This is a genomic window from Blastocatellia bacterium (assembly GCA_016713405.1).
Classification (GTDB): domain Bacteria; phylum Acidobacteriota; class Blastocatellia; order Chloracidobacteriales; family JADJPF01; genus JADJPF01.
In genome coordinates, this window is sequence record JADJPF010000010.1 from 99,752 (window position 1) to 124,747 (window position 24,996).

20 protein-coding genes are annotated in these 24,996 nt (G+C 32.0%); 6 read left to right on the plus strand and 14 right to left on the minus strand.

All coding sequences use genetic code 11. The features are described from left to right. The first annotated feature begins 194 nt into the window (after nucleotides 1-194). The 3 genes from IPK14_14360 (at nucleotide 195) to IPK14_14370 (ending at nucleotide 5,286) form a co-directional block, all read left to right on the plus strand. Nucleotides 195-3,305, plus strand: a complete 3,111-nt coding sequence (locus IPK14_14360; protein MBK7994512.1) for a CHAT domain-containing protein — start codon at nucleotides 195-197, stop codon at nucleotides 3,303-3,305. A 141-nt stretch (nucleotides 3,306-3,446) separates the two neighbouring features. Then, nucleotides 3,447-4,082: a sigma-70 family RNA polymerase sigma factor gene (locus IPK14_14365; protein MBK7994513.1), complete on the plus strand. Its 636-nt coding sequence runs from the start codon at nucleotides 3,447-3,449 to the stop codon at nucleotides 4,080-4,082. Nucleotides 4,083-4,290: 208 nt separating this feature from the next. Beyond that, nucleotides 4,291-5,286, plus strand: a complete 996-nt coding sequence (locus tag IPK14_14370; GenBank protein MBK7994514.1) for a hypothetical protein — start codon at nucleotides 4,291-4,293, stop codon at nucleotides 5,284-5,286. 9 nt (nucleotides 5,287-5,295) lie between these two features. On the opposite strand, the gene IPK14_14375 is transcribed toward IPK14_14370, so the two are convergent. From IPK14_14375 to IPK14_14400, 6 genes are all read right to left on the minus strand, one after another. After that, on the minus strand, nucleotides 5,296-5,802 hold the full coding sequence (locus IPK14_14375) for a mechanosensitive ion channel family protein (GenBank protein MBK7994515.1): 507 nt from the start codon (nucleotides 5,800-5,802) through the stop codon (nucleotides 5,296-5,298). Then, nucleotides 5,786-6,493: a hypothetical protein gene (locus tag IPK14_14380; GenBank protein ID MBK7994516.1), complete on the minus strand. Its 708-nt coding sequence runs from the start codon at nucleotides 6,491-6,493 to the stop codon at nucleotides 5,786-5,788. The genes IPK14_14375 and IPK14_14380 overlap by 17 nt, the downstream gene beginning before the upstream one ends. 139 nt (nucleotides 6,494-6,632) lie before the next feature. Then, complete coding sequence (locus IPK14_14385; GenBank protein MBK7994517.1) at nucleotides 6,633-9,440, minus strand: hypothetical protein; 2,808 nt, start codon at nucleotides 9,438-9,440, stop codon at nucleotides 6,633-6,635. A 107-nt stretch (nucleotides 9,441-9,547) separates the two neighbouring features. Next, a complete protein-coding gene (locus tag IPK14_14390; protein MBK7994518.1) occupies nucleotides 9,548-10,387 on the minus strand; it encodes a cation:proton antiporter in 840 nt (279 codons plus the stop codon). A gap of 26 nt (nucleotides 10,388-10,413) precedes the next feature. Next, nucleotides 10,414-11,667 carry a cation:proton antiporter gene (locus IPK14_14395; GenBank protein ID MBK7994519.1) on the minus strand — a complete coding sequence of 418 codons (1,254 nt, stop codon included), beginning with the start codon at nucleotides 11,665-11,667 and terminating at the stop codon, nucleotides 10,414-10,416. Nucleotides 11,668-11,839: 172 nt separating this feature from the next. Next, the gene (locus IPK14_14400; GenBank protein ID MBK7994520.1) at nucleotides 11,840-13,432 is read right to left on the minus strand and encodes an NHL repeat-containing protein; all 1,593 of its coding nucleotides are present in this window, start codon (nucleotides 13,430-13,432) and stop codon (nucleotides 11,840-11,842) included. A gap of 477 nt (nucleotides 13,433-13,909) precedes the next feature. On the opposite strand from IPK14_14400, the gene IPK14_14405 reads away from it, so the two are divergent. From IPK14_14405 to IPK14_14415, 3 genes are read left to right on the plus strand one after another with little or no spacing between them, the layout of a single operon-like run. Then, a complete protein-coding gene (locus IPK14_14405) occupies nucleotides 13,910-17,662 on the plus strand; it encodes a VCBS repeat-containing protein (GenBank protein ID MBK7994521.1) in 3,753 nt (1,250 codons plus the stop codon). Nucleotides 17,663-17,715: 53 nt separating this feature from the next. Continuing rightward, nucleotides 17,716-18,162 carry a hypothetical protein gene (locus tag IPK14_14410; protein MBK7994522.1) on the plus strand — a complete coding sequence of 149 codons (447 nt, stop codon included), beginning with the start codon at nucleotides 17,716-17,718 and terminating at the stop codon, nucleotides 18,160-18,162. A 23-nt stretch (nucleotides 18,163-18,185) separates the two neighbouring features. Further along, nucleotides 18,186-19,073 carry a hypothetical protein gene (locus tag IPK14_14415; GenBank protein ID MBK7994523.1) on the plus strand — a complete coding sequence of 296 codons (888 nt, stop codon included), beginning with the start codon at nucleotides 18,186-18,188 and terminating at the stop codon, nucleotides 19,071-19,073. A gap of 199 nt (nucleotides 19,074-19,272) precedes the next feature. On the opposite strand, the gene IPK14_14420 is transcribed toward IPK14_14415, so the two are convergent. The 8 genes from IPK14_14420 to serS form a co-directional block, all read right to left on the minus strand. Further along, nucleotides 19,273-19,515 (minus strand): hypothetical protein, encoded by a 243-nt coding sequence (locus IPK14_14420; protein ID MBK7994524.1) that lies wholly within the window; start codon nucleotides 19,513-19,515, stop codon nucleotides 19,273-19,275. Between the two features lie 224 nt (nucleotides 19,516-19,739). Continuing rightward, complete coding sequence (locus IPK14_14425) at nucleotides 19,740-20,165, minus strand: alpha/beta fold hydrolase (GenBank protein MBK7994525.1); 426 nt, start codon at nucleotides 20,163-20,165, stop codon at nucleotides 19,740-19,742. An 18-nt stretch (nucleotides 20,166-20,183) separates the two neighbouring features. After that, nucleotides 20,184-20,582, minus strand: coding sequence for a RidA family protein (locus IPK14_14430; protein ID MBK7994526.1), 399 nt, complete (start codon nucleotides 20,580-20,582; stop codon nucleotides 20,184-20,186). 4 nt (nucleotides 20,583-20,586) lie between these two features. After that, entirely contained in the window at nucleotides 20,587-21,354 is a 768-nt protein-coding gene (locus tag IPK14_14435) for a sterol desaturase family protein (GenBank protein ID MBK7994527.1), read from the minus strand. A gap of 9 nt (nucleotides 21,355-21,363) precedes the next feature. Then, complete coding sequence (locus IPK14_14440; GenBank protein ID MBK7994528.1) at nucleotides 21,364-22,068, minus strand: hypothetical protein; 705 nt, start codon at nucleotides 22,066-22,068, stop codon at nucleotides 21,364-21,366. A gap of 59 nt (nucleotides 22,069-22,127) precedes the next feature. Beyond that, on the minus strand, nucleotides 22,128-22,808 hold the full coding sequence (locus IPK14_14445) for a DNA alkylation repair protein (GenBank protein MBK7994529.1): 681 nt from the start codon (nucleotides 22,806-22,808) through the stop codon (nucleotides 22,128-22,130). Between the two features lie 6 nt (nucleotides 22,809-22,814). After that, nucleotides 22,815-23,654 carry a methyltransferase domain-containing protein gene (locus IPK14_14450; GenBank protein ID MBK7994530.1) on the minus strand — a complete coding sequence of 280 codons (840 nt, stop codon included), beginning with the start codon at nucleotides 23,652-23,654 and terminating at the stop codon, nucleotides 22,815-22,817. A 58-nt stretch (nucleotides 23,655-23,712) separates the two neighbouring features. After that, complete coding sequence (gene serS / locus IPK14_14455; GenBank protein ID MBK7994531.1) at nucleotides 23,713-24,996, minus strand: serine--tRNA ligase; 1,284 nt, start codon at nucleotides 24,994-24,996, stop codon at nucleotides 23,713-23,715.

The window sequence follows — 24,996 nt, forward strand, 5'->3', positions numbered from 1 at the left end:
TTTGTAGAAGTAAAGGCCAATCTAGTTATTCAGAAATTAAAGGGCTATGTGTGGTTAATGAGTTATAACCTAAACCTGGAAAATTAGGTTAGATTACTAGAATATTTTTGTAATTATAAGTTTTTAAAAAATATCTCAACAAATCAAAACATCTTTTAAATATTTTTAACTTAAGAATTTTTATGGGAGTTATAATGCTTACTCGCTTATATTATAGTTTACGATTATTTTCTTATAAGAAATACATTTTATTTTTGGTTGTTCTATTAGTTGTTTGCATAGTTGCAATTTTTAATCAAGATGCCAAAGTTAAGGCTATGAATCATTCTTTAGTTAAATTGCCTATTATTGTTCAACAGGCTTCATTAGAAAATATTCCGCTAGAAATTAATAAACCTATTAATCGACAAATAAAAGAAGGGGAGATTCATTACTATCAAATAGACGTGATGGAAGATCAATATTTGCAAGTCCTCCTTGAACAAAAAGGAATTGATGTAGCAGTTGATTTAATTGATTTTCAAGGCAATAAAATTGCTGGGGCTGATAATCTTTATGGTGAAAGAGGAATAGAAAATCTAGAAATAATTACTAAATTTGCAGGAACTTATAAAGTTACAGTAGTTGCTAATAGTCTAGCAGGAGAATATGAAATTCAGCTAAAGCAACTAAGGAAAGCTTCCTTAAAAGACAAAACTTTTGTGTCTGAAAAACTTTTGGCTGAAGAAATACTAGCTCAAGCACACCAACAAGGAGATCCTTTAGTTGCACTTGAATACTTTGAAAAAGCTCTACCACATTGCAAAGCCTCCGAAAACAAGCCACTTGAAGCAGAAGCATTAAATGAGATGGGAATAATTCATAAGCGTTTAGGAAATGTTATAAAAGCAGAAGAATATTATAAAAAGGTTTTAATTGTAGCAGCTGATTTAGATGACCTTATTGCAAAAGCAACTTTTGAATCTGGTAGCCACAATAATTTAGGGGAACTTTATTATGAGCAAGGGCGGTTTCAAGAAGCTTTTGATAGATTTAAAAAAGCATATGAAATAGGAAAATCTGTAAAAATAGCTGCTGCGACTGCACGGCCACTTAATAATTTAGCTAATTGTTATTTGTCTTTTGGTGATATTAAGAAAGCTATAGAGCTATATACTGAAGCTCTCTTAATTCACCAAAAAAGTGGGGATCAAGACGCAAAAAATTCAGAAGTTGCTGTGCTAAATAACTTAGGTGCAGCAAATTTCTACTTAAATAATATTGCAGAGGCAAAAAGTTTTTATCAACAATCAATTGCTAAGAACACATTTGATATTTTAACAAAAGCTAAGTCACTAAAAAATCTTGGATGTTTATATGCAAATACTAAAGACTACTCAAAAGCTTTAGATTGTTTACAGCAAGCTTTAGAAATATTTCAAAACAATGTTAAGGCCGAAGAAGGACATAATTTGTTGTTAATTGGACAAGTTTACAAAAACCGGCCAAAAAACAACTCCAAAGATAAAGATGCGGATATTTCAAAAGCTTTTGAATACTTGAATAAAGCCTTAGAGCGATTGCAAACTACAGAAAGAATTACTTGGATAGCTAATACTTTTTATGAATTAGCAGATCTTAAATTCCAAACAGGTAATTTTAAAGACGCTCAAACAGACATTGAACATGCTATTCGAATATTTACTTTTATTCGTAGTAATATAATCAATTTTGAATTCCGTTTAGCTTACAACGAAACACTACAAAACGGATATGAGCTTTATATTACTTTATTAATGAATCAGCATTTAAAAGAACCAAATGCTGGTTATGACATTCAAGCTTTTAGAGCTAGTGAACAGGCACGAGCAAAAGCTTTTTTAGATTTATTAATAGAATCTGGTGTTGATATTAAAGAAGGAGTTTCTTCAAAAATACTTGATAAAGAGCAAAATTTACAAAACCAACTTAGTAAACAACAAAATGAATTAATTACATTATTAAAAAGTGAGAGTGCAAGAGGAACTGAAACTTCATCAACAAAGATTCAAGAAATAAAAATAAAACAAGAAGAGACTCTAAGAAATTTAAGAGAGGTTTTGACAGAAATTAGACAACAAAGTCCTAAGTATGCTACTTTAATACAACCTCAACCATTAGAAATAGATACACTTCAAAAACAGGTTCTTGATTCAGAAAGCCTACTTTTAGAGTATTTTTTAGGTACTAATGAAAGTTATCTTTGGGCAATAACTCAAACATCTATAAAAACTTATAAACTTCCTAAGCGTGAAGAAATAAAAAAACTTACTACTGATGTATACAACATTATTTCTAAGGAAAATCCTGAAAATCCTAAAGCTTATTGGCAAGTAGCAGCTAAGTTAAGCAAAGTAATTTTTCCAAACTTTGAACAGTTTCAAAAAAAACGCTTAATAGTTGTACCTCATTATAGTTTGCAATATATTCCTTTTGGAGCTTTACCTATTCCTACTGCTAACAAAAACCATAAGAAAAATAACTTGCACATTCCATTGATTCAAAATAATGAAATCGTTAGCTTACCAGCAGCTAACATTATGGTTTTATTGAGACAGCGAGTTAGCAATCAAAAGACTTTAAAGACCTTAGTTGTTGCTGATCCTGTATTTACTCAGGATGATGATAGAGTTAGTTTATTTGCAAGTAATGAGGCTAATAAGCCTAATAGAAATCAAACAAAACTTAATTCTACCCTTAGATCCAATTTTGAACGTTTGCTATATTCATCCAAAGAAGCTACAGAAATTTCTAAGTTAGTGCCTAAAAATGAACAAAAGTTATTGTTAGATTTTAAAGCAAGTAAAGACAATTTTTTGAAAGAAGACTTAAGCTTATATCGTTTTATACATTTTGCTACTCATGGGCTTATTAACAGTGTATCGCCAGAGCTATCAGGCTTAGTTTTATCTCTAGTAGATGAAAACAAAGAATTGCAAAATGGTTTTCTTGCTTTGCATGAAATCTATAAACTTAAATTAGATGCTGATTTAGTAACATTAAGTTCTTGTGAATCGGCTTTAGGTAAAGATTTAGAAGGGGATGGAATTATTGGTTTAACAGGCGGTTTTATGTGTGCTGGTACATCAAGAGTATTATCTAGTTTATGGAAAGTAAATGATCGAGCAACATCGCAATTAATGGAAAAACTCTACCAAAAAATTTTCCTAGAAAATAAAACACCTGCTCATGCCTTGCGTTTAGCTCAACTTGAGCTACTTCAAGATAAAGATCTTCAATTTCCTTTTTATTGGGCGGCATTTCAGTTACAAGGAGAATGGAAATAATTATTAGTTAATAAAATTTAATAACTAACGAAGGTTAGTTATTAAATTTTGCTAACCAGGATATGAAAATAAATGTTTCTATGATAAATAGATTTTCCTATAGTGCTGATGCCTTACTGACTTTTAAGGAAATATATTATATTGGCAGATTTGTTTTCAAAAATTTTAGAAATAGACTCACACCCTGATGCACTTAAGTTGCTACTAAATTGGTTAAATCCAGACTTAGAGTTAGCAGAAAAGACTTATTTAGAGCTAAGAAAAAAAATTATTTACTATTTTCAAAGCCAAGGTTGTTTAGATTCTGAGGATTGTGCAGATGTAGTCTTTTTACGTGTTGGACAAAAACTATTAAATGGAACCAAAATCGAAACTCAACAACCTTATGAATATGTTAGAGGGGTTGCACGCTTTGTATTAATGGAATATTGGCGTGATAGGAAAGAAATTGTAGAACCCCTAGATGAACTTCCTTTAACAAAACACCCTAGCATTAACCCAGTAAGCATTGAACAAGAACAAACAGAAGAATTAAAAAAAGAGCAAATGTTAAAATGTCTAGCGTCTTGTTTAGAGCAACTGCCTAGAGAAAGTTACCAGATATTTATCGAATATCATCAAGATAAAAATTCAACAAAAATAGATGGCCGGTTGTCCTTAAGTCAAAGGTTAGGGATAGACATAACTACTTTGCGAAATCGAATTACTCGTATTCGTTCAAAATTAGAAAAATGTATTAGTAATTGTTTAGAGCAACAAAATAGAAATAAAGTTTAAAAATTAATAAAATCAATCATATACTTCTTTTCTTCTAACACTTAAATATAGCTATTAGGCATTAAGAATATAAAGAGTATCTTATTAGTCAGCAGCAAGGCGTTATCGATTTATTTTAAAAATTGTTGATAATGTCTATTTTGTTAAACAAATTAAAATGGTAGTTAGCTTAAACTCTTTTGGAAATAGTAAATTATAAAGGAAATCCATGAAAGATCGGTTAAATTCTTATTTTCTTGGTGATCTATCCAAAGAAGAAGAAATTAGGTTGGAAGAAGAGTTTTTTGCTGATGATGAAAAATATTTGCAATTTGAAGCAACACAAAATGATTTAATTGATGCTTATATAAAAAAGCAGCTTTCATTAGAAGAACAAAAGAAATTTGAAAAATATCTTAAAGCTAGTCCAGGTTTACGCAAACGTGTAGAAATTGCTCAAGCTCTTGCTTTACATATTGCTAAAATAACAGATTCTAAAACTGAGTCTAAAGAAATTGAGTCTCCTAACTTATCTATTTCATGGTGGAAAACTTTTACTTCACCATTTACTTTATTTAACTCGACTTGGCGGGTTGTTTTTGCAACATCAACCATCCTTGCTTTTTTATTAGCTTTAACTTGGGCAATTTTCGAGCAACAACGATTAAAACAACTCATTGAAAAGCAGCAAAACCAACTATCAATTGAAAAACAACAATATCAAGAAGAAAATCTTGCACTAATTGAAAAAATTAAATCAGAGCAAGAAAATGCTTCAAAAACTCAAGAAAAAGTTACCGATCTTGAAAAGCAAATAGATGATCTTAAGCAGCAGCTTGCTAAAAATTACTTACCAAAATTACCTTTAGTGAGTTTTGAATTAGACCAAGGCGGAAACCGTTCTATTGCTGGTGGAGAAACCAAAGTTCTTAAACTTTCAGCAAAAACTGAACAACTAGTTCAGTTAAAAATTAAAACTTTATACACTTTATCTGAAGTAAATAAAGTAGTTTTAAAACATGGCGATGATATTTCTTGGCAACCAAGTAGCTTAAAAAATTCTATTAAACAAGCTAAAGGTTTTTTGATTGTAGAAATCCCTTCAAAAAAATTTAATAACAATATTCATACGTTAGAAATTACTTACGCGAGTGGTGGCCTAAGCCTTACATTTTTTCTGTTAAAAAAGAATAATTTTTTTAATCAAAAATATTGCAATAATTAAATCTTTTGCTTATTCAGTTATTATACTATGTCGTTTAGGCTGAGAATTTTTCTGGAAATTCTCATAAAGTCGGCCAATCAGTTCACTAGTAAAATGTTCTTTATAAGTAGGGTCAAAGGCATAACCTCTAATTAAAATTTTTGGAGGTTCAGAAATTAGATTGTTGGGTAATAAAAAAATTTCAGCTTTATTATAAGGACAAGCAAAAGCATTAAGACTTGCTGCTTGATAAGCTAACTCTTTTGCTTGATTAATTGGTAAGTTAAAAGGGATTACTAAAGTAATCTCACAAACTGCACCATGAGTTTTTTGGTCTTGGTTAAGGAGAATTTTATTAAAAAATGTTGTGTTTGGAATCTCGCAAATGGTTTGATTTAATGTTTTAACTCTTACAAAAGTTAATTGAAATGATTCAACTATGCCAGATATTTCATTAATTGCAATATATTGACCTACTTGCAGACGATCTTCTAAAGCTAAAAGCAAGCCAGCAAATAAATTATTTAAGAGTCCCATATTTAACAAAATAATAACTAAAATTAAAAAAAGCAAAACATATAACTGCTGCTCGTAGCTCTTTAGTAATTATTGGTTCAATTAAAGTCTTTATTTCATATCTTTGAGGAGTGCTAGAAATTTTCTCTACAAATTGGAATCTAACCAAATGATAAATTTCTTTTTCTATTTCCGTTTTATGCCAAAGAAGTATTTCGCCTAATTGCTCAATTGATAAAGACCCATGTTGAATTAAACAGGTTAAAAGCAATTTTTTGTTTGTTGAAAGTTCAGATGTTAAATCTACTTCTCGATCAGGTAAAGTATTAACTTGAATAGTTGTTTTGCTATCAACAGGGTGAAGTTCTACTGCTTGTGACCAATAAAGTAATGCTAAAAGGGGATAACCCTCACTAAATTTATATAAACGTCTAAAAAACTCTTGTGCAGGATCTTTAAGTGCATTAGAAGTGCTAATAGGATGTTGCAACCTTTCAATAATATTAAATTTTGCTGTTGGAAAATCTAACTTAAAACCGCTTAACCAATGCCGATTTCGGATTACTTTTTCAATTGCAACACTGTCCATAGGTTCAACTTTGAAGACCTGAGTAAAAAAGTCAAATAATTTAATTGTATTATTAAGCAATGTTGCAGCAGGTTCACTAAGAATTATGACCCATAGTATTTTATCTGAAGTCGCTGACATCATTTGTAAAAAGCTTCTACATAGGTCAATGCCTTTACTGGTACGCAGAAATAATTTATTTCCATTTTCTATAACAATAATTTGTCTATCTTCAAGATTTTGTAAATATTGCTCAACACTATTTAAGTTATAAAAAATTTCACTAGTTAATTTTTTGTGTTAACTGAATAGCTAGTTGTGATTCATTTTCTACTTCTTCACTTAGACGGATTATGTGAAGTGGGTGTCTTCTAGCCAATTGGCTTTGTAGTTGCTCTAAATTATTATGCAGCAAATGTTGTAAAAGAGTATTTTTGCCTACACCACGATCACCATAAAGTAAGATTGAAGTTGGACGTTCTGCTAACCATTGCTCGATTGCAATTAGACATTTAGCCTCTAATTCTGGACGTGAAACATAAAAGTCTGGGATATCCAAAAGTGTTGGTGTAAACATCCGGCTATAAGAGGCTGGTACTTGTGAACTTGTTTCAGAGCTTAGTAGTTTTAATTTAGCATTATTTGATGATTTAGCAGATTGATTAAGGATAGATTGTAAGTCTTTGGTCACTTGACCATAAATAGGAGTAAATTGACTTACAAATGATTTTGTGACATTTTTTATTGGCTCTAAGGTATTGGCTTGATTGGTGATATTAGCAATTTGTTGTCTACGTTGAGAAACTATATTTTGTATATCTGTTAGGCGATGTTGAAGAAAAGGTTTAGTTGTATTAAGAAATAATGAGTCAGTTTCACTATAAATCCATGCTCTTAATTGACTAGTGTTTTTTTCTAAAGAATTACAAAGCTGCTCAGCAATATGTTCAACACGTTTTAATGTATCTACAATATTGTTAATTGTTTGCGAACTAGTATCTTTATGTATACTTCGGAAGTTAAAATTAATTACCTGCTCAATATGATGAAGTTGTGTCAAGCTATCTTCTAGTAGTTTCTCCATTCGCTCACTTAGTTCAATAAGTCTAAGTGCAATTTCTCGTGCAAGTTCTGTTATAAACCATTGACGTAGAGCAATATTTAAAGTTTTTGGATTAGAAGTTTCGGAAATTAATTGATTTGGATCTTGCCCTAAAAACTCTAGCTCATCAGCAAATTTATAGATTCGATCCTCTATTTCAGCTAGTAAATTACGAGCAAGCTCTGCTTTTACTGTCACAATAGATTGTTCAATTTTGTGTTGTGTTTGATTAATTTGTGAAAGTAATTTATTAGCTAATTCCTTCCAATTATATGAAATATTAGTATCTTCTGGTTTTGTACCTAATCGATTAATTTCTGTTAAAAATTGCTTCTTTAACAATGAAATTTGATGATGACAAGATTTTTCTAAATGTTGATTAAGCGTGACAATTATATTTTTTTGATAATCAAGAAATTCTTGACGAAATATTACTAAAGTTTGATTAAATATAAGCCAGCTACGATAACCATAAACTATTGATTGCTCACGTTTTAATATATCAATTAAATGGTTTTCTGCTCTTTGAGCGCGGTCAAATTCTTTAGATGGACGATAACGAAATGCAGGCAATTCTACCGTTCCAGCTTTTTCTACAGCATTAAAAAAGTTTTCTAAAGTTTTTTGTAAACTCCAAGTGTAATGGTCATATTTAGCTTTAATAGCAATAGTTAAACTATCTTGAATTATCCTTGATTGTGTTTGTAGTTCGCTTTTTCCTTGTTGAAATAAAGCTATTGGAGAGGAAGTTAATAGTTTTTTATCAGGTGATAAAGACTTTTCTGCTGAATTGTTGGATTGAATTTCAAAGTTTTTACTTGTTTCAACTTTTTTTGCTTCAGAAAATAATTGTTTTTCTAAAGTACCAACAATATTTTCAAATAACATATCAAATTGTTTTAAGTAATAACCTAATAAATACCACAGCTTTTCATTATGCCTAGAAGTATTAGCTACACCTGTAGCTAGATAAATTGGCAGAAAAAGCTCAACATAGTAACGCCATAAACGCCCCATAGCAATACTGCGATATCCAGGATGCCTAAGTATAATTTGTCTTATTTTACGTAATCTTTTGATAATTCGTACATAAAAACGGTCAGTAGTATTGATTTGAAAGAACTTATTAGCTTTAGCAATTTGGATATTTTCTTCAAAAGAAAGTCGTCCACGTAGTTGAGCTAAAATTTCTTTTGTTGAAACTGTATTAATTGCAAGGGGTTCAAGTAGTGCTAAAAAGTCTATTTTATCTTGAATTTCTAAACGCCAAGTAACTTGTAAATCCCTAATAGCACCAGCTTGAGCTATTTCATCAAGATAACTAGAGTCTTGAATAATTTTTTCTAGCTTCTGAAATGTTGAGTTATTGATTTCTTCAATTTTGCCAATAGTATTTCTTAGTTTTGCAGCAAGTTGATTAATTGGATCTGAAACTTTTCTTTGGTGAATATCAATAAATTCTTGACGCAGGTTTAGTAATTTTTCTTTTAGTTCTTTATTTTCAATATTTGTCAGTGAAAAAGTTGTTTCTGTTGGCTCAGATGAATAACTATTTTCTAAAACTTTATCAAGTTCAGCAACTTCTTCTGAACCTTTTTTACGGGCTTCTTCAGTTTCTCCAGCACGGTCTAAGGCAAATTTAAGGAGTAGTGGCCCACCTATAATATAAATTAATATAGTTGCTAAAGTTACGGTTTGGAATTGTTGCCCCCAGGAAGGAATATTACTAGCTACTATAGCAGCTAAAACCAGATCTATACCACCTTTTGGGAAAAAACACATCCATAAATATTGCTGAAAATTTTCTGGAGGTTTAGCTAATTTGTTAGCTAAACTAATACTAAAATAATAAGTAATACAACGTAAGCTTACCAGAATTATTGTTAATGGAACATATGCAGCAACAGCTTTTATATCTAGTTTTAATGCTTCAACTGTAAAATAGATAACAAAAACAGGTAAACCAATACTTTCTAAAGCATGAATCATTGTATGACCATGTTTAGAAAAATTTTGAACACAAAAACCTGCTGTTAAAAATACTAGTAATGTTTCAGCGTGTAAAAGTGAAGAGGCATAAGAACCAGCAAATATAATTAGAATAGTAAAAGAAGTTTTTCTCTGTTAATAAAACGAAGGTAAAGAATAAAGACGATACCTATAATTACACCTAAGACTAATGACCAGCCAAATTCTGCTAGGATAGCTGGCAAAGCTGCTAAAAAGGCTGCTAAATCAATGCCTTCAGGTCTTATCATTAGTTTTGATAAAGCCATACCAACTAAAAATAATGCTACTAAAGCTAAATCTGCTACAACAACAATACCTAATACTAAAGAAGTAAAAAGCCCTTTTGCACGTAAATCTTGAATTACTGCTAGAGTAACAGAAGGACTCATGCCAATAGTGAAAATACTAAATAATAAAGCAGCAGCTATTCTACTTGTTAAAGGCTCATTTTTAAGAAAAACAATTATATTTGGAGCTAGATAAGAAAGTCCTAATATAAGACCTGTTACTAATATAAGTATGGATGGAACTAATATAATAACAATTGCAATAATAGTACGTAGATTAGTTTTTAGTTCAGAGATTTTTAATTCACCACCGCCCATAGTACCAATAATTCCAACAGTTAACACACTAATTAAAGCTAAATCATTTGTTACATCCTGACTAAAAAGGGCTTTATTGGAAGAATTAAATATAAGAGAAGCAAAGTTTGGCCCAAAAATTATACCTGTAACAATATAACCTAATAGAGAAGGCAAGCCTATACGCTTTAATAATTCTCCCATAGTAAAGGCAGTAACAATAATAAAACCTGTTACTACTAATGTTTCTGGTCGAAACTCACCAGTAAAAGAACTAATGCCAAGCAAACGTAAGCCTAACATTAATCCAAACATTATTAATATAGTAATTACTTGCCACATCTTTTTAATAGTCCTAAGTTATATTACTAGTCGCGTTTTGTTGGAATATCAGCCGCATCAATTAACCAAGCACGCATTTTGGCTGGGGCAAAAACTTCACTTAAAATAATGCTAATTAGTAATGTTGAATATATTAAAGGAGTTAAAGTTAGTGTCTTATACAATGCAGCAAAATTTAGTGTCATGGCAATACTTAAACCGCCCATAGACAACATTGCTCTTTCTAGTCCTGGTAAGCGTCCAGATAATGGAGAATTATGTAAGGCTAGGAAAACTCCTAAAGTGTGACCCAAACGTCTTAATAATAAAAAAGGAATAAATAAAAGATATGCCCACCAAGGAGCAATAAATACCCAACTAAGCCCAGCAAAAAAGAATAACATTATATAAAAAGGTCTTTGCAATGAAGCCAACATCATTTCAACTTGGTTTCCATTACGACAAGTATTTATAAGAGTTACTCCTAGAATAAAATTAACAAATATTGGAGATAACCTTAAATATGATGCTAGTCCGCTAGAAAAAACTACTACCCCTAAAACTATAGTTAAAAGTTTTTCATCCTTAAAATCTTTACGTAAAAATGTGCTAAATATTAGACCAAGTATTAAGCCTAATGATAAGTGAATTAATAACCAGTGACCAAAGGTAAAATTAGCTGTTGTTTGACTAGTCCCAGGGTTATAAAAACAAAATATAAGACCAAAACAAATTATTGATAACGAAGAATTTAACTGAGTAATTTTTATTGCTAGATCTGAAGCCGTTCCCTTAGCTTTAAGAAAAGAACTCATTGCATCTAGCCCACTAGCATCAATAACTAGAGAATTTGCACCAGCACAAAGAATTATTGGCATCCATAAAGGAATATCTAGTTTTAATTGATAAATAATTAAAGTTGGTAGTCCAACTACTATTGATAAAGTTGTAATTGAAATTAGTAGAGCAGTTTTTAATAAATCTAAATTTTTTAATAAATTCTTAAAATCTATTTCTAAACCAACCAATAATCCAAGCGAGCCTGTTGCTAAAAATATAGCAAGCCTAAAACGCTCTACTATTTCAGGGTTTAATAGTCCTAGCCCAGGGCCAATAATTGCCCCAAGTAAAATAAATTCTACTCCACTAATAAAACCAAATCTTTTTGCTACTTGATTTACCAATAAATGACTAACTAAATAAGCAACAGCAACGATTCCTAACAATAACAATACTTCCTGAATAGGTCTTTGTCCCGCTCCACCTGCTGCTAATGCTGGTGATGCAGAACAACATAACAAAAATATTATTGTTAATAAAGATAGATAGAACTTGCGTCGCATAAAAATATTATTTTTTGTAGACTAACCCATAGAATAGTTATCAAATAATAAACCATCAATCTAAAAATAAAAAAGAGGCTTTGGAAGAGCCTCTTTTTTTTTTTAAGCAAACTTTTAGTTTATCTAAATCTTATCTAACACTAGTAGGGGAATTTGATTCGCCTACGTCAAATCCTGGAGAAACAACTTCTAGCGTAGTACCGCCTAGTATAGATCTTCTTTGGATTCTGTTATTTAGCGTGTCGCTAACAAAAACGTTGCCAATATCAGAAAGCACAATACCTTCAGGTGCATTAACTGTTCCAAGTACTGTACCTTCTCCCATAAAAAGTGACCAACCATTTAAACTACCATCTTTGTTAATTTGAACCCGATTATTGCCAGTGTCAGCAATATAAACCCGATTTAAGGAGTCAATAAAAATTCCTACAGGTGCATCTACTTTACCTAAACTAGATCCAGAAGAAGCACCAGCAAAAAGTACCCAACCGCCGGCCATTCCTGTAGTAGAAAGCTGAATACGATTATTACCAGTATCAGCAACATAAACTCGGCCAATAGAATCAACTGCAATACCACTAGGTCTTAAAAATTGCCCTAATGCTCGACCTGAAGTAGAACCAGCAAAAACAGACAAGATAGGTTTTGTTGTAGCATCCGTCATTTTAAGAATTCGACTATTGCCAGTATCAGCAATATAAAGAATATCTTGGTTTTCGTCATAAGCTAATGCTTGTGGGCTTCTAAGTTGAGTTGATAAAGTACCTGTACCAGCCATTACTACCCAAGTTTGTCCGCCATCTATAGTACGTTGAACCCGATGATTGCCTGTATCAGCAACAAAGATTACTTGACCATTAGCACTAGTAGCAATACCACGGGGGCCATTAAAATGCCCTGCTGCATCTCCTTCTCCTGCTCCTACAGTTGCCCAAGTTAGCCCTTCATCAGTCGATTTTTGAATTCTATTATTAGCTGTATCAGTAAAAAATATTGCATTATGTTCAAGTGATGGCCCCTTAGTACAAGCTAAATTAAGGTCAGGATTACCACAATCTTCCATTCCTGCCATACTAAAGCTGTAATCATTACAAGAAGTGTCACCAGTAATAATACTAGAAACTACTACTACAAACTTAGATTTTGCAGGAATATTAAAAGAAAAGGTTTGATTGGTTGAACTTGTACCAGAATCAGCTACATAATTTTGAGCAATATTATTAGGATTGAAGCAACCTACATAAGCAGTAGCAAAAATGCTAGCACTTCTACAAGAACCGCGATTTAGTCTTACTGTTACACAACGATCTTCACTAGCACTATTTTCAAAACGATAAGAGTCATACTTAAAACTGCCAGGCAATGTGCCAGGAAAGACCTTACCTCTACCACAATTTGTTGGAATTCCATCACGAAAAATGCGATTTTTTTGCGCACCAGAACTAAAAGGGACTGAACGACTACCTTCACCTAATACACCTTTGACAGTTAAACATTCAGCTAAGGGTTCTGGCTCAATGGTTGATGCCATCATATCAAACTCAGTATTTGCTTCTAACTCTTTAGCTGAAAAATTTTTATTTTCTTTATTTAGTAAGTAAAGATCCGTAGTGTACTTGGTAGGGTTTTCTTGCTGTGCTTCAGTTGAGGTAGTGATAAAAAATATACCAATTATTAAAGTGAAAATTAATATAATTGTAGTGGTTTTATAGGTGTTTTTCATAGAACTTTTTAATAGTATTGCAATTACTTAATACTATTAACCTCCTTAAAGCATTTTATTATAACTATACATTATCGAAAAATTAACATACTTAAAATAAAGAAAAATAATTGCATAAATTACCTTTTAAGGTATACGAAAACGTGTTTAAAAACAAGCCATTTTATTGGTTTTTACCTAAAAAATATTAATATAATGCCTAACTCTTAAAAGCATGCCTAAAGTTCAACAACTTGCTGAAAAACGTTATTTAATCAATACTTTGGTTTATATTTTTTGCTTTTATTTATCAGCCTTTGGTTGATAAAAGCGAAATTTCTGTTATTTTTGTTGTTTTTGTTATTATATAATGTAACTGGTAATGTTTATATATAGTTACATTATGTAAATATCGCACGTATTTTTAATAATACTAATAAAATATAGGGGAAAGCTGTGATCTTAGAAACAAATAAAAAGTATTTTTTAGTGATTTTTTTGATTTTTTTTATAATATCAATCCAAAAAATTTCAGCTAATCGACTAAATCACCAAAATATAGATATTCAACCTTTAGCTACTAGTTCTTCTAACAATCCAAACTTTGGGCCACCTACTAATATTAGTATTGGAACAAATCCATTTTCTGTATCAAAAGGAGATTTTAATAATGATGGTATAACAGATTTAGTTACACCTAACTTTAATGCTAACAACATTTCCATCTTTATTGGCAATAGCTCAGGTACTTTTAATACACCTACTAATTTACCTACAGGTGCAAGCCCTAGACAAGTTACGATAGGAGATTTTAACAGTGATGGTTTAGAAGATTTAGTTGTAGTAAATCGTAATTCTACATTTGTTTCTTTTTTTCAAGGTAGCCCATCTGTTCCAGGTGTTTTTACTGGGCCAACAAATATAGCCACAAACGCAGCAGGTATTTCTATTGATTCTGCTGATTTTAACCTAGATGGAAATAGAGATTTAGTTGTAGCAACTATTGCTGGTTCGGTAAGCGTTTTTATGGGAAATGGGTTAGGAAGCTTTTCTTTAACACCAACTATTTTTACTCCTTTAGCCCAACCTAATTTTGTAATTTTTGCAGATGTTAACAACGACTTAAAATTAGATATTGTTACTTCAAGCCGTGCAGGGAGTGTTTCGGCTCTTCTTGGTAATGGAACAGGGGGACTAATTGGCCCAGCCCTTAATACTTTAACAGGTTTAGATTCTGCTACTGTTACAGTAGGTGACTTAAATCAGGATGGAAAAACGGATCTTGTAACAGCTAATTTAACTAATGCTAGTAGTTCAATCTTAATAGGTGATGGGACAGGAAATTTTACAGTTACTAACATTACAACAGGAGCAAACCCAACTCAGGTAGCTATCGCAGACTTAAATTTAGATGGAAAACAGGATTTAGCTATAACAAATTCTATTCCAAACACAGTGTCGGTTTTTGCAGGTAATGGAAATGGTACTTTTGCCGCTGCTGTGAATTTTTCAGTTGGAACAACTCCAAATTCTATTATTACAGATGATATTAATAAAGATGGAAAAGTAGACTTAATAGTTTCTAATCAAAATTCTAATAATCTTTCTCTTTTAAGTAATATAACTAGCGTTGTCGTTGCAGCACTACAATTTACAACAACCAATTTTCCAGCAGGTGTATCACCATTTTTTGGAGAACTAGCAGATTTTAACAAAGATGGAAATTTAGATATTGTTGTAGCTAATTCTGATTCTTCTAATGTTGTTAATTCTATCTCTATTTTGCTTGGTACTAGCACAGGGTTTGGCCCAGCCACAAGCTTTCCTGTCGCTGGAAGTGCTGTTAATGGTGTTACAGCAGGAGATTTTAATAAAGATGGCAATTTGGATGTGGCTGTTGCTGCTAGGTTTTCCAATAATGTAGCTGTTTTGTTTGGTGATGGAACAGGAAGTTTTGGGGCATCTACATCATTTTTTTCTGGTGCTGGCCCTCGTGAAATTTCTAGTGCAGACTTAAATAAAGATGGAAATTTAGATTTAGTAGTACCAAATATATTTGATAATACAATTTCTGTATTAATTAATAACTCAATGGGGTCATTTGCTTCTCCTTTGACACTTCCTACACAAAATAACCCTAACTTTGTAGCTATCAATGATCTTAATAAAGACGGAAATTTAGACCTAGTTGCTTCAAATGAAAATTCCGCTAGTATTTCAGTTTTTTTAGCTGATGGAAAAGGAAGTTTTGGTCGTGCTGCTAGTTTTGCTGTTGGAACAACACCAGGACATGTCATATTAAGAGATATAAATAGTGATGGTAATGTAGACGCAATTACAGCAAATTTTTCTGGCACTGTTTCTGTACTCTTAGGAAATGGTTTGGGGAGTTTTGCTCCTACAATTGACTTTCCTGCTGGTTCAAGTCCAGGTGAATCAGTTTTAACAGATATAAATAATGATGGAAAACTTGATCTATTAGTTCCTAATCAATTAACTTCAACAGTTACGATTTTACTAGGGGATGGACTTGGTAATTTTACTTTAACAAGTTCTGTTTCTGTAGGAACAGGGCCGTTAGAAGTTTTTGCGGCGGATTTTAATTTTGATGGTTGTGTAGATTTTGTTACAGCTAATACTGGAGGAGCTAATATAACGCTTGCACTTCAAACAGGTTGTCCATCTATTAGTATTTTACCTGCTGCTTTGCCAAACTTAACATTTAATATTAATTATTCACAACAATTAACTGCAACGCCAACAGGAAGTTATGCTTTTTCATTAGTTTCAGGAAATCTTCCAATAGGCTTATCCTTGAGCCGTACCGGTCTTATTTCAGGTATAGCTACTAGTCAAGGAACTTTTACTTTTACAGTTCAAGCTATTGATAATAATCAATGTACTGGTAGGCGTACTTATACCTTAACAGTTGGTGCTAATACTGGAGCCGGAAGAATAGGATTTTCAGTAAATAGTTTTACAGTAACAGAAGGAAGTATAGCAACAATAACAGTAGTAAGAACAAATGGAGGAGTAGGAACAGTATCAGTAAATTACTCTACTGTAAATGGAACAGCTAGGTCAGGAGTTGATTATGTAAATTCTGCTGGAACAATAACTTTTGGCAATGGTGATATGTCACCTAAGACTTTTACTGTACAAACACTTCCAGATAATGTTTCAGAAAGTAATAAAACTATTCTGCTTTCTCTTGGTAATCCTACAGGAGGAGCAGAGCTAAATTTAACTACAGCTACCTTAAATGTTATAGAAAAAGATGCACCACGTCCGGGAAGATTTGCTTTTTCTCAAACTGCATACTCAGTGAATGAAACTGGAGGTGCTGTCACCATTAATGTCAACCGCTTGGATGGCGGCAATATTTCTGCTTCTGTTAATTTTTCTACCTCTGCTGGTGCTAATGCTCGTGCTGGTTCTAATTATATGGAAACTAGCGGCACTTTAACCTTTGCTCCTGGTTCAGTTAGCCAATCCTTTAATATTCCTATCTTTAATGATCGTCAGCCGGGCCAAGATAAAATTGTTAATCTTCGTCTCTCTGAAGCTACTAATGGTGCCATTATTAGCGGTGGTACTGCTAGTCTTACCATTATTGAGTCTACTCCTCCTGTTCCTCCTGCTGTCTTGCAAACTGTTAATAGAGTTGAGTTTGACTCTGTTAATATTGGTGAAATGGCTACACGTACTATTACTATTCGTAATGTTGGAGGTCAAGATTTAACCTTTAATAACCCTGATATTAGCGGTAATGATATTACTCTACTTACTCCTCCTCGTACTACTAGACTTACTGCTAATGAATCTACTAGCTTTGAAGTTCAATTTAGCCCTAAGCCTGGTAGTTTAGGTGATGTTACTGGAAATATAACTATTAGTAGTAATGCAGGTATAACACGAATTCCAGTTACAGCACGTAGCATAGATATGATTGCCCCTAGTGTTAAGTTTACGGCTCCTATGGGAGGAGAATTACTTAGAGCAGGAGGACAATTAAGAATCCGCTATGATGCAGAAGATAATGATGCACTAAGTGATTTTACTGTATCTTTTATTGCAACAACTAGCAGTACTTCTAAATCTATTAACCCAAATGCAACTGGTGCAAGTAGTGGAGATATTGGAAGGTTGGATAACACTTTTAGAGAAGTAATCTGGAATATACCGGGTGACTTAAGCTCTTCTACAGTAAGAATAATGATTAGAGAGCAAGAGATAGAGCAGGAAATATAGTAAATGTAGGAAGTGGACAATTTAGCGTACAACGACCAAGTACACCAACCCCAGTGCTACAAACAATAGTAAGATTTACCCCAGTTCCAGATGGAGTAATAGCTCCACCAATGAATGTAACAGCAGATGCAACAGAGATTAAAGATGGGACAATAACAAGACCACCAGACCCAGTATTGCTTGTAAATGTTACATTTGACCCACCACCAGTTAATCAACTTTTACCACCTCAAAATGTGAGGGTAAAAGCAGGAGAGTTAACAACAAATGGAATAGGTCAAATAGCAAATATAAAGCGTGGAATAATGCCAAAAGCAGAAGGGGATTTAGTATTAGCAGGATTTAATGTTTATAGAGTACCACAACCAGAAGATGGAACAATGCCAAATGTAGATTTAATAGTAGATCCTGAAAATTTAGTAGCAACATTGCCAGCAGATGCAACAGGATTTATGGATATGGTACAACAGGAGAAAGTAATAATTTTAGTTACAGCGTAACAAGTTTCTTTGGAAATGGACAAATGAGCGGAGGCTCTCAACCAATGGGGACAAACTTACCAGTAATTAAAAACCCAATATTTACAACAGGAACGGTATTTTTAGAGGCAGCAGGCTCATTTATAAAACCAGGAGCAATGTTAATAATAAATGATACTGACACATTTGTACTGCAATTTGATAATGAGGCAACACGCTTTACAGTACCTAAAAAACAAAGAAGTAATGGAAGAAGTTTAACAATAAAGAGAATAATAACAAAAACAGCGATAGTTAAACTAATAGTTAAAAATACAGATGGAAATACATCTGTAGGGGTAATGTTTAATAGAAAAGGTATAGTACAAAGTAGGAAAGCAGATAGAAGTGATGATAGGCAAATAAAGCCACAAGCAGACACTCCAATGTTAGTAGGGTATAATATCTATAGAACATTACAACCAACAGATGGAAGAATGTTAAGCCCAGAAGAGATAATAAAGCCAGAAAACTTGGTTGGATCAATACCAGGAAATATGAATAGCTTTACAGATACACCATCAACAGGACAAGGAGGAAACTTTAGCTATAGTGTAACAAGCTTCTTTGGAAACGGGCAAATGAGCGGAGGTTCACAGCCAGCAAATACAGATTTACCAATAATAAAAAGCCCAAGATTTGATGGAAAGTTATTCTTTATAGATGCAGCCGGTTCATTTATCAAACCAAAAGCAACTTTAATCATTAACGATACAGAAAGCTATCCTTTAGAGTTTGACACAGAAGCTACACGTTTTACTACTAATGATAAAAAGGGTGATCCTTCTAATCTAGCTATTGATAAGTTTATCAAGAAGGGTGACACTGTTCGTCTTATTGTTAGAAATCCTGATAGTAAAATTTCTGTTGGCGTTACTTTTACTAGAAGGTAAGAAAACTTTTTGTTGTAGAAGCTATAGCACAATATACCACTGTGGTTGATAATGCTTTTGTATTATTAATTTTTGTAATAATTATTCACTACAGCTAGACATACAGTTGTACTTACAAAAAACTGATTTAAAAAATTAGGTGCAGGATTAATCTTGTACCTGATTTTTTCGATTGTTTAGATATTTAGATATTTAGATATTAGTTTAGATTTTGTAGTAAAAAGTTACATTGTTTATTAACTGCATCCAGAAAATGTTCCCCATGATAAATATCAAAATGTCCAAAAGGATATTTAATTAAAGTTGCGTTGGGCATATTACCTGCTGTTTTTGCTACAGCACTAGCAGGGATAAGAGAGTCTTTTTCTGCTGACATTACTAATGCAGGACAAGTAACTTTTTTGGCAAATTTTATAGGGTTATAAGTGGCAAAAATTAACATTATTCGTGCTGGACACTGGTTTTGCCAAGCAGAATTTTTGGAAACAATTTCACCATATTTTATAGAATCTATTGTATTTAATACTGCAAATTCTGATGGAGAACTATATATTTTTACATAATGTGGATCACGGCCTAGAAGGGTAGAAAATAAATCCAGTAAACCATGCCAAGTAGCTTTAATTAAATAACTTATTCCTAAAAGTTTTGCTGTGGCTAATGAATTTACATGAGGAACTTGAGAAACAATTGCTTTAACATCGGGATTTTTGCAGCAGTAACTATCACATGACCACCACTATAAGAACTTCCCCAAAGAGCAATTTTTTTATTGTTAATATTAGTTAATGTTTTGACATGTGTTAAAGCTGCTTGCCAGTCTTGTAGATGATGATAAGGATTAACATAATTTCTAGGGATTCCATCACTATCACCAAAACAGCGATAATCAAATAGATAAACAGCTAGTCCATTTTTAGCAAAATGTTCAGCAAAGTTTGGCAAAACAAAGTTTCTTTCTGCTCCAAAACCATGTGCCATTATTACAATAGAAGGGTTTTCTATTCCTAGAGGTAAATATAAGTCAGCGCGACATTTTAAGCCTTGGCTAGGAAATTCTGAAGGACTAACGGTAAACTGGTAATTGTTCATAAAAATTTTTAAGAAGTTTTACTCATCTTTATTAATAAAAGCTTCAGCCTCAATTTCTACAAGCATTTCAGACATTATTAATTTGCTAATTTCAATCATTGATGTAGCAGGGCGAATATCTCTAAAAAACTCTCCATGCGCACGTCCAACATTTTCCCAATCTGCTTCAATATTAGTTACATAAATGCGTGTTCGTACTACATCTTTTAATCTTGTACCAGCACGATTAAGGGCTTTTTCAATATTTTTTAAGGTTTGGATTGTTTGTAAATAAGCATCACCAATTCCAACAAGTTCACCATTTTCATCAGTTGCAGTTGTGCCAGAAACCCAAACTTGATTACCAAAGCGTACAGCACGGGAATAACCAACAAGTGGTTCCCATTTTGTTTGAGTAGAAAAGTTTTCTCGTTTCATAAAATTACCTTTTTAAGTTTTTTTCTAAATATTCTTGATAGCTTGGTGAGCGAGTCCCAAAAATCCTATCTAAATAACCAGTAAAACCAGAATAATTTCCTTGGAATTTTGCATGATGAAAATCATGATAGCTACTTCCTTCATAAAATGGAAAAAGCCTGGATGGATTCCAAGGAAAGTCATATCCACAATGACCTTCTGCTGCTATCCATTGGCGAAATAACACCCAAATCCAAATTGTTACTACGTGAGAACCTAGCAGTATTGGCCCTAATAATACATTACTTACTGTGATTAAAAATTCTATTGGGTGCATATAATGCGCGGAAATTGCCCAAGGAACAATAATTCGATGATGTAGAGAGTGAACAGAATGATAAAAATATTTTGAGTGCATTGCCCGATGAAACCAATAATAAATAAAATCATCTAAGTAGACAAAAAATATTACTTGCCCTATTACTATATACCATTTAGGTATTATTCCAATATGAATTGCCGAATATCTTAACAAAGGCCAAGTAAGAATTACTCCAATCAAGGCTAATGTACTATTTAATAATGAGTATTTTATAGATGGAAGTATAAATTTTGTTGTACCTTGGCGCGATTGTATACGGTATTTTTCTGCCCATTTAGGTTGTTTCCAAGCAATGTAAGTTAGTGGAGCAGCAAATAAAATAAAACCTATTGCACCTATCACCCAAGTTGCTAAAGCAAATAAAAGGAATCTTTCATCTTTATAAATAGATACTAACTCGGTTAAATTCATAATAAATTTTTATAAATTCTTGTTTTTCTGGATGTTTCTTTTAGCCTTGGAAATTTCTAAATTTACTATTTTAGGCCATTTGCTAGACTTAAAAGTTAATTTTGTTAGTCCAGTGTCACTTAAATTTACATGCTCTAAATTAACTAGCTTTTTGATACTTGCTGGTAATTTAGCTAATTTATGATTATTGCTTAAGTTTAAGTAAACTAAATTGGTTAAATTTCCAATTTCTAAAGGTAATTGTTCTAGTGCATTACTAGGTGCTTGTAAATCAACTAAATTAAACAGTTTACATAATGAGTCAGGAAAGTTTGTAAAATATTCACAATATGAAATGTCTAGTTTTTCTAAATTAGCTAAATTTTTAATCTCATTTGGTAAAGTATTTATAGAAGTATTATCAATATATAGTTCTGTAAGGTTAACTAAATTGCCAATTTCACTTGGCAATTCTTTGATAGGAAATCCTGATATAGATAATTTGGTAAGGTTAGTCAACTGTCCAATTTCACTTGGGAAAATACTTAAATTATTCTCATAGCCTGTTTTTTTATTCCAATCCCAATAATACTTACCATTTAAAAATAACTCTTTTAAGTGGGTTAATTGTTTAATTTCTGTCAAAGAATCTACTTCTAATTCACTTAAATATAAACCAGGTTCTTGGCTTTTAATAGATTCTTTAATAGTATTTAAAAATTGTTCTTTATTCATAATTTTGATAGTTTTTAGAGAGATATTTGATTTTAAGACAAACGATTTTTTAAGTATTGTTAACGTATATTTTCAGGAAATTTTTCTATTGCATAACGAAGCATCGTTCTAGGCATAATTTTATAATGAATAGCTAAAAAATCTTCTTCAACTTTTAAGTTTTTCTTTCCTACTTCACGTAACATCCAACCTACAGCTTTATGGATTAAATCTTCTTTATCTTTAAGCAGTATTTCAGAGATTTTTAATGTGTCGGTAAAGTCATTATTTTTAATAAAATAATGTGTGGCAATTATTGAAATTCTACGCTCCCAAAGACTATCTGACTTAGCTAGCTGGTAAAGTATATCTTTATTTTTGTTTGCTAGAAATTTTCCTACAATATGTGAAGCTGAAACATCAACTAAATCCCAATTATTGATAAAATTAGTGTTATTTAAGTATAAGTTATAGATTTCTTTTTGAAGTATTTCATTAGCTTTTTGAAAAATTAATACCAAAATAAACAATGCTAATGCTCGTTCTTCATGAAAGTTTGATTTTAGTAATTCTACTATTTCTACAAGCTCAATACTTTTATATTCTTTAGCTAATTGCCTTAACTGTGGGACTCGAATACCAAGAAAAATATCTCCAGCCCCATATTGACCAGGTGCAGTCTTAAAAAATTTTTGTGCAAATTTAGCATCTTCTTTATTTGCTAAAGCTTGTAATTTATTTCTAATTTCTGTAACTTTCATTGTTTATTATTTTTCTAGTTTTTGTGCTTCTAAATAAAGCATTGGTACAGACATTTTTAATTCATTAAATTTAATAACTATTTTATCTAATTCTTTTTCTAATTGGCTAAATATTTCTTCTCTATCTTCAACTTTAACAATAGATTTCCAACCACCTAAAAACCCTACTTTAACTAAAGAATGGTTAAATAAAGCATTGGCGTTACTGTATCTGATAATAAACTTATCTTCAATAGTGCTATTTATCATAAACCCTGTTGATTCAAGTAGTTGGCTAAATAACTCTTTTGAACCTCGATGAGTTTCATTAGTTTTTAGGTTTTCTAAATAAGAGGAATCTCCAAATTTTTCTAATATTTCCCTAAAAACATGGTAAAACTCTTGAAAATGGCCTATTACATTAGTTGTTAAAGCAATTTTTCCATTTGGTTTTAAGACTCGGTGACATTCTGATAATACTTTGTTTACATTGGAAAAATTATTAATTCCTAAATTTATAGTAATTAAATTAAATTCTTCGCTTGAAAAAGGCAAATTTTCTGCATTAGCTTCTAAGATTGTTATATTTGGCAATTGCAAAATATTTTGTTTTTGCCTTGCTCGTTCTAGTCCTGCTGTCCAAATATCTACTCCAATAACCTGACAACTACTTCCAAACCTTTGTGCAAGCTCAAAAAGAGGGAATCCATTACCACAAGCTAAGTCTAAAATTTTTATATTTCTCTCAATTGTTAAATTATTAAATAGTAATATACCAAATTGAGCCGACCAAAAAGACAATTCATCAAAGCTAGAAGCAACATTTATGTCTTCAAGGTTATATGAGTCTGATAAATAACGAGTCATAATTTTGTTTTAGGTTAACTTTCCTGGGTGTTAATTCCAGGAAAGTTAAATAATTGATTTATTGTGGTTGAATTTTTTCTAAACCATCTAAATAAGGACGAAGAGCTTTAGGAATTGTAATGCTTCCATCAGCTTCTTGATAGTTTTCTAAAATTGCTAGCCAAGTTCGTCCAACTGCAATACCAGAGCCATTTAATGTATGAACTGGCTCTGGTTTAGCTCCTGGTGAGCGACGAAAACGAATTTGAGCGCGTCTAGCTTGGAAAGCATCACAATTAGAACAAGAAGAAATTTCTCGGTAAGTATTTTGACTAGGCAACCAAACTTCTAAATCATAGGTTTTTGCAGAAGAAAATCCCATATCGCCACTTGATAGTAAGACTACTCTATAAGGAAGTTCTAATCTTTGTAAAATGGTTTCAGCATTAGCTGTTAATGTTTCTAAGTCCTGATAAGATTGGTCAGGATGTGAAATTTTTACTAGCTCAACTTTATCAAATTGATGTTGGCGGATAAGACCGCGAACATCTCGCCCATAACTACCTGCTTCAGAACGAAAACAAGGTGTGTAGGCTGTTAAGTTGATGGGCAAGTTTTCAGCTTCTAAAATTTCATCTCGATAAATATTAGTTAATGGTACTTCTGCTGTAGGAATTAACCAATAATCGCTTTTTTCTAACTTAAAAAGATCATCTGCAAACTTAGGTAATTGTCCAGTGCCTTGCAATGTCGCGCTGTTAACAATAAAAGGTGGTAGAACTTCTTGATAGCCATGTTCTTTGGTATGAATATCAAGCATAAAATTAATTAATGCCCGTTCTAGTCTTGCTCCTAAGCCACGTAAAATAGAAAAACGCGCTCCAGAAATTTTACTAGCCCGTTCTAGGTCTAAAATTCCTAAATTAATTCCTAAATCAATGTGATCTTTAACAGGAAAATCAAATTCTCGTGCTTTTCCTATACGTCTGACTTCTAAATTAGCACTTTCATCTTTGCCAATAGGTACAGATTCATGAGGAAGGTTAGGAATGGTTAGTAGCATTTCTGCTAACTTAATTTCGCTATCACTAATAATTTGCTCTAATTCTTTAATCCTTACTTTAGCTGTAGCTACTTCTTGTTGTTTTGGTGCTGCTTCTTCCTTTTGTTTGGCTTTCATTAAAGCACCAATTTCTTCACTTAAACGATTACATTTTGCTTTTAATTGATCACGTTCTGTAATAGAAGCACGGCGGGTTTGATCTAATTCTTCAAATGGTTCTAATGAAAGGTTGCTATTACGAGAAGCTAAAGAGTTTTTAACAGTTTCTAAGTTGTTACGTACAAATTCAACACTTAACAT

What these genes read in the sequence shown, in the direction of transcription:
- IPK14_14380 (MBK7994516.1), bottom strand. Translation starts at nt 6,493, where the DNA reads ATGATGTCAGCGACTTCAGATAAAATACTATGGGTCATAATTCTTAGT.
- IPK14_14390 (MBK7994518.1), bottom strand. Translation starts at nt 10,387, where the DNA reads ATGTGGCAAGTAATTACTATATTAATAATGTTTGGATTAATGTTAGGC.
- IPK14_14400 (MBK7994520.1), bottom strand. Translation starts at nt 13,432, where the DNA reads ATGAAAAACACCTATAAAACCACTACAATTATATTAATTTTCACTTTA.
- IPK14_14435 (MBK7994527.1), bottom strand. Translation starts at nt 21,354, where the DNA reads ATGAATTTAACCGAGTTAGTATCTATTTATAAAGATGAAAGATTCCTT.
- IPK14_14385 (MBK7994517.1), bottom strand. Translation starts at nt 9,440, where the DNA reads ATGATTCATGCTTTAGAAAGTATTGGTTTACCTGTTTTTGTTATCTAT.
- IPK14_14370 (MBK7994514.1), top strand. Translation starts at nt 4,291, where the DNA reads ATGAAAGATCGGTTAAATTCTTATTTTCTTGGTGATCTATCCAAAGAA.
- IPK14_14430 (MBK7994526.1), bottom strand. Translation starts at nt 20,582, where the DNA reads ATGAAACGAGAAAACTTTTCTACTCAAACAAAATGGGAACCACTTGTT.
- IPK14_14445 (MBK7994529.1), bottom strand. Translation starts at nt 22,808, where the DNA reads ATGAAAGTTACAGAAATTAGAAATAAATTACAAGCTTTAGCAAATAAA.
- IPK14_14450 (MBK7994530.1), bottom strand. Translation starts at nt 23,654, where the DNA reads ATGACTCGTTATTTATCAGACTCATATAACCTTGAAGACATAAATGTT.
- IPK14_14420 (MBK7994524.1), bottom strand. Translation starts at nt 19,515, where the DNA reads ATGTTAATTTTTGCCACTTATAACCCTATAAAATTTGCCAAAAAAGTT.
- IPK14_14375 (MBK7994515.1), bottom strand. Translation starts at nt 5,802, where the DNA reads ATGGGACTCTTAAATAATTTATTTGCTGGCTTGCTTTTAGCTTTAGAA.
- IPK14_14360 (MBK7994512.1), top strand. Translation starts at nt 195, where the DNA reads ATGCTTACTCGCTTATATTATAGTTTACGATTATTTTCTTATAAGAAA.
- IPK14_14440 (MBK7994528.1), bottom strand. Translation starts at nt 22,068, where the DNA reads ATGAATAAAGAACAATTTTTAAATACTATTAAAGAATCTATTAAAAGC.
- IPK14_14425 (MBK7994525.1), bottom strand. Translation starts at nt 20,165, where the DNA reads ATGAACAATTACCAGTTTACCGTTAGTCCTTCAGAATTTCCTAGCCAA.
- serS (MBK7994531.1), bottom strand. Translation starts at nt 24,996, where the DNA reads ATGTTAAGTGTTGAATTTGTACGTAACAACTTAGAAACTGTTAAAAAC.
- IPK14_14415 (MBK7994523.1), top strand. Translation starts at nt 18,186, where the DNA reads ATGAGCGGAGGCTCTCAACCAATGGGGACAAACTTACCAGTAATTAAA.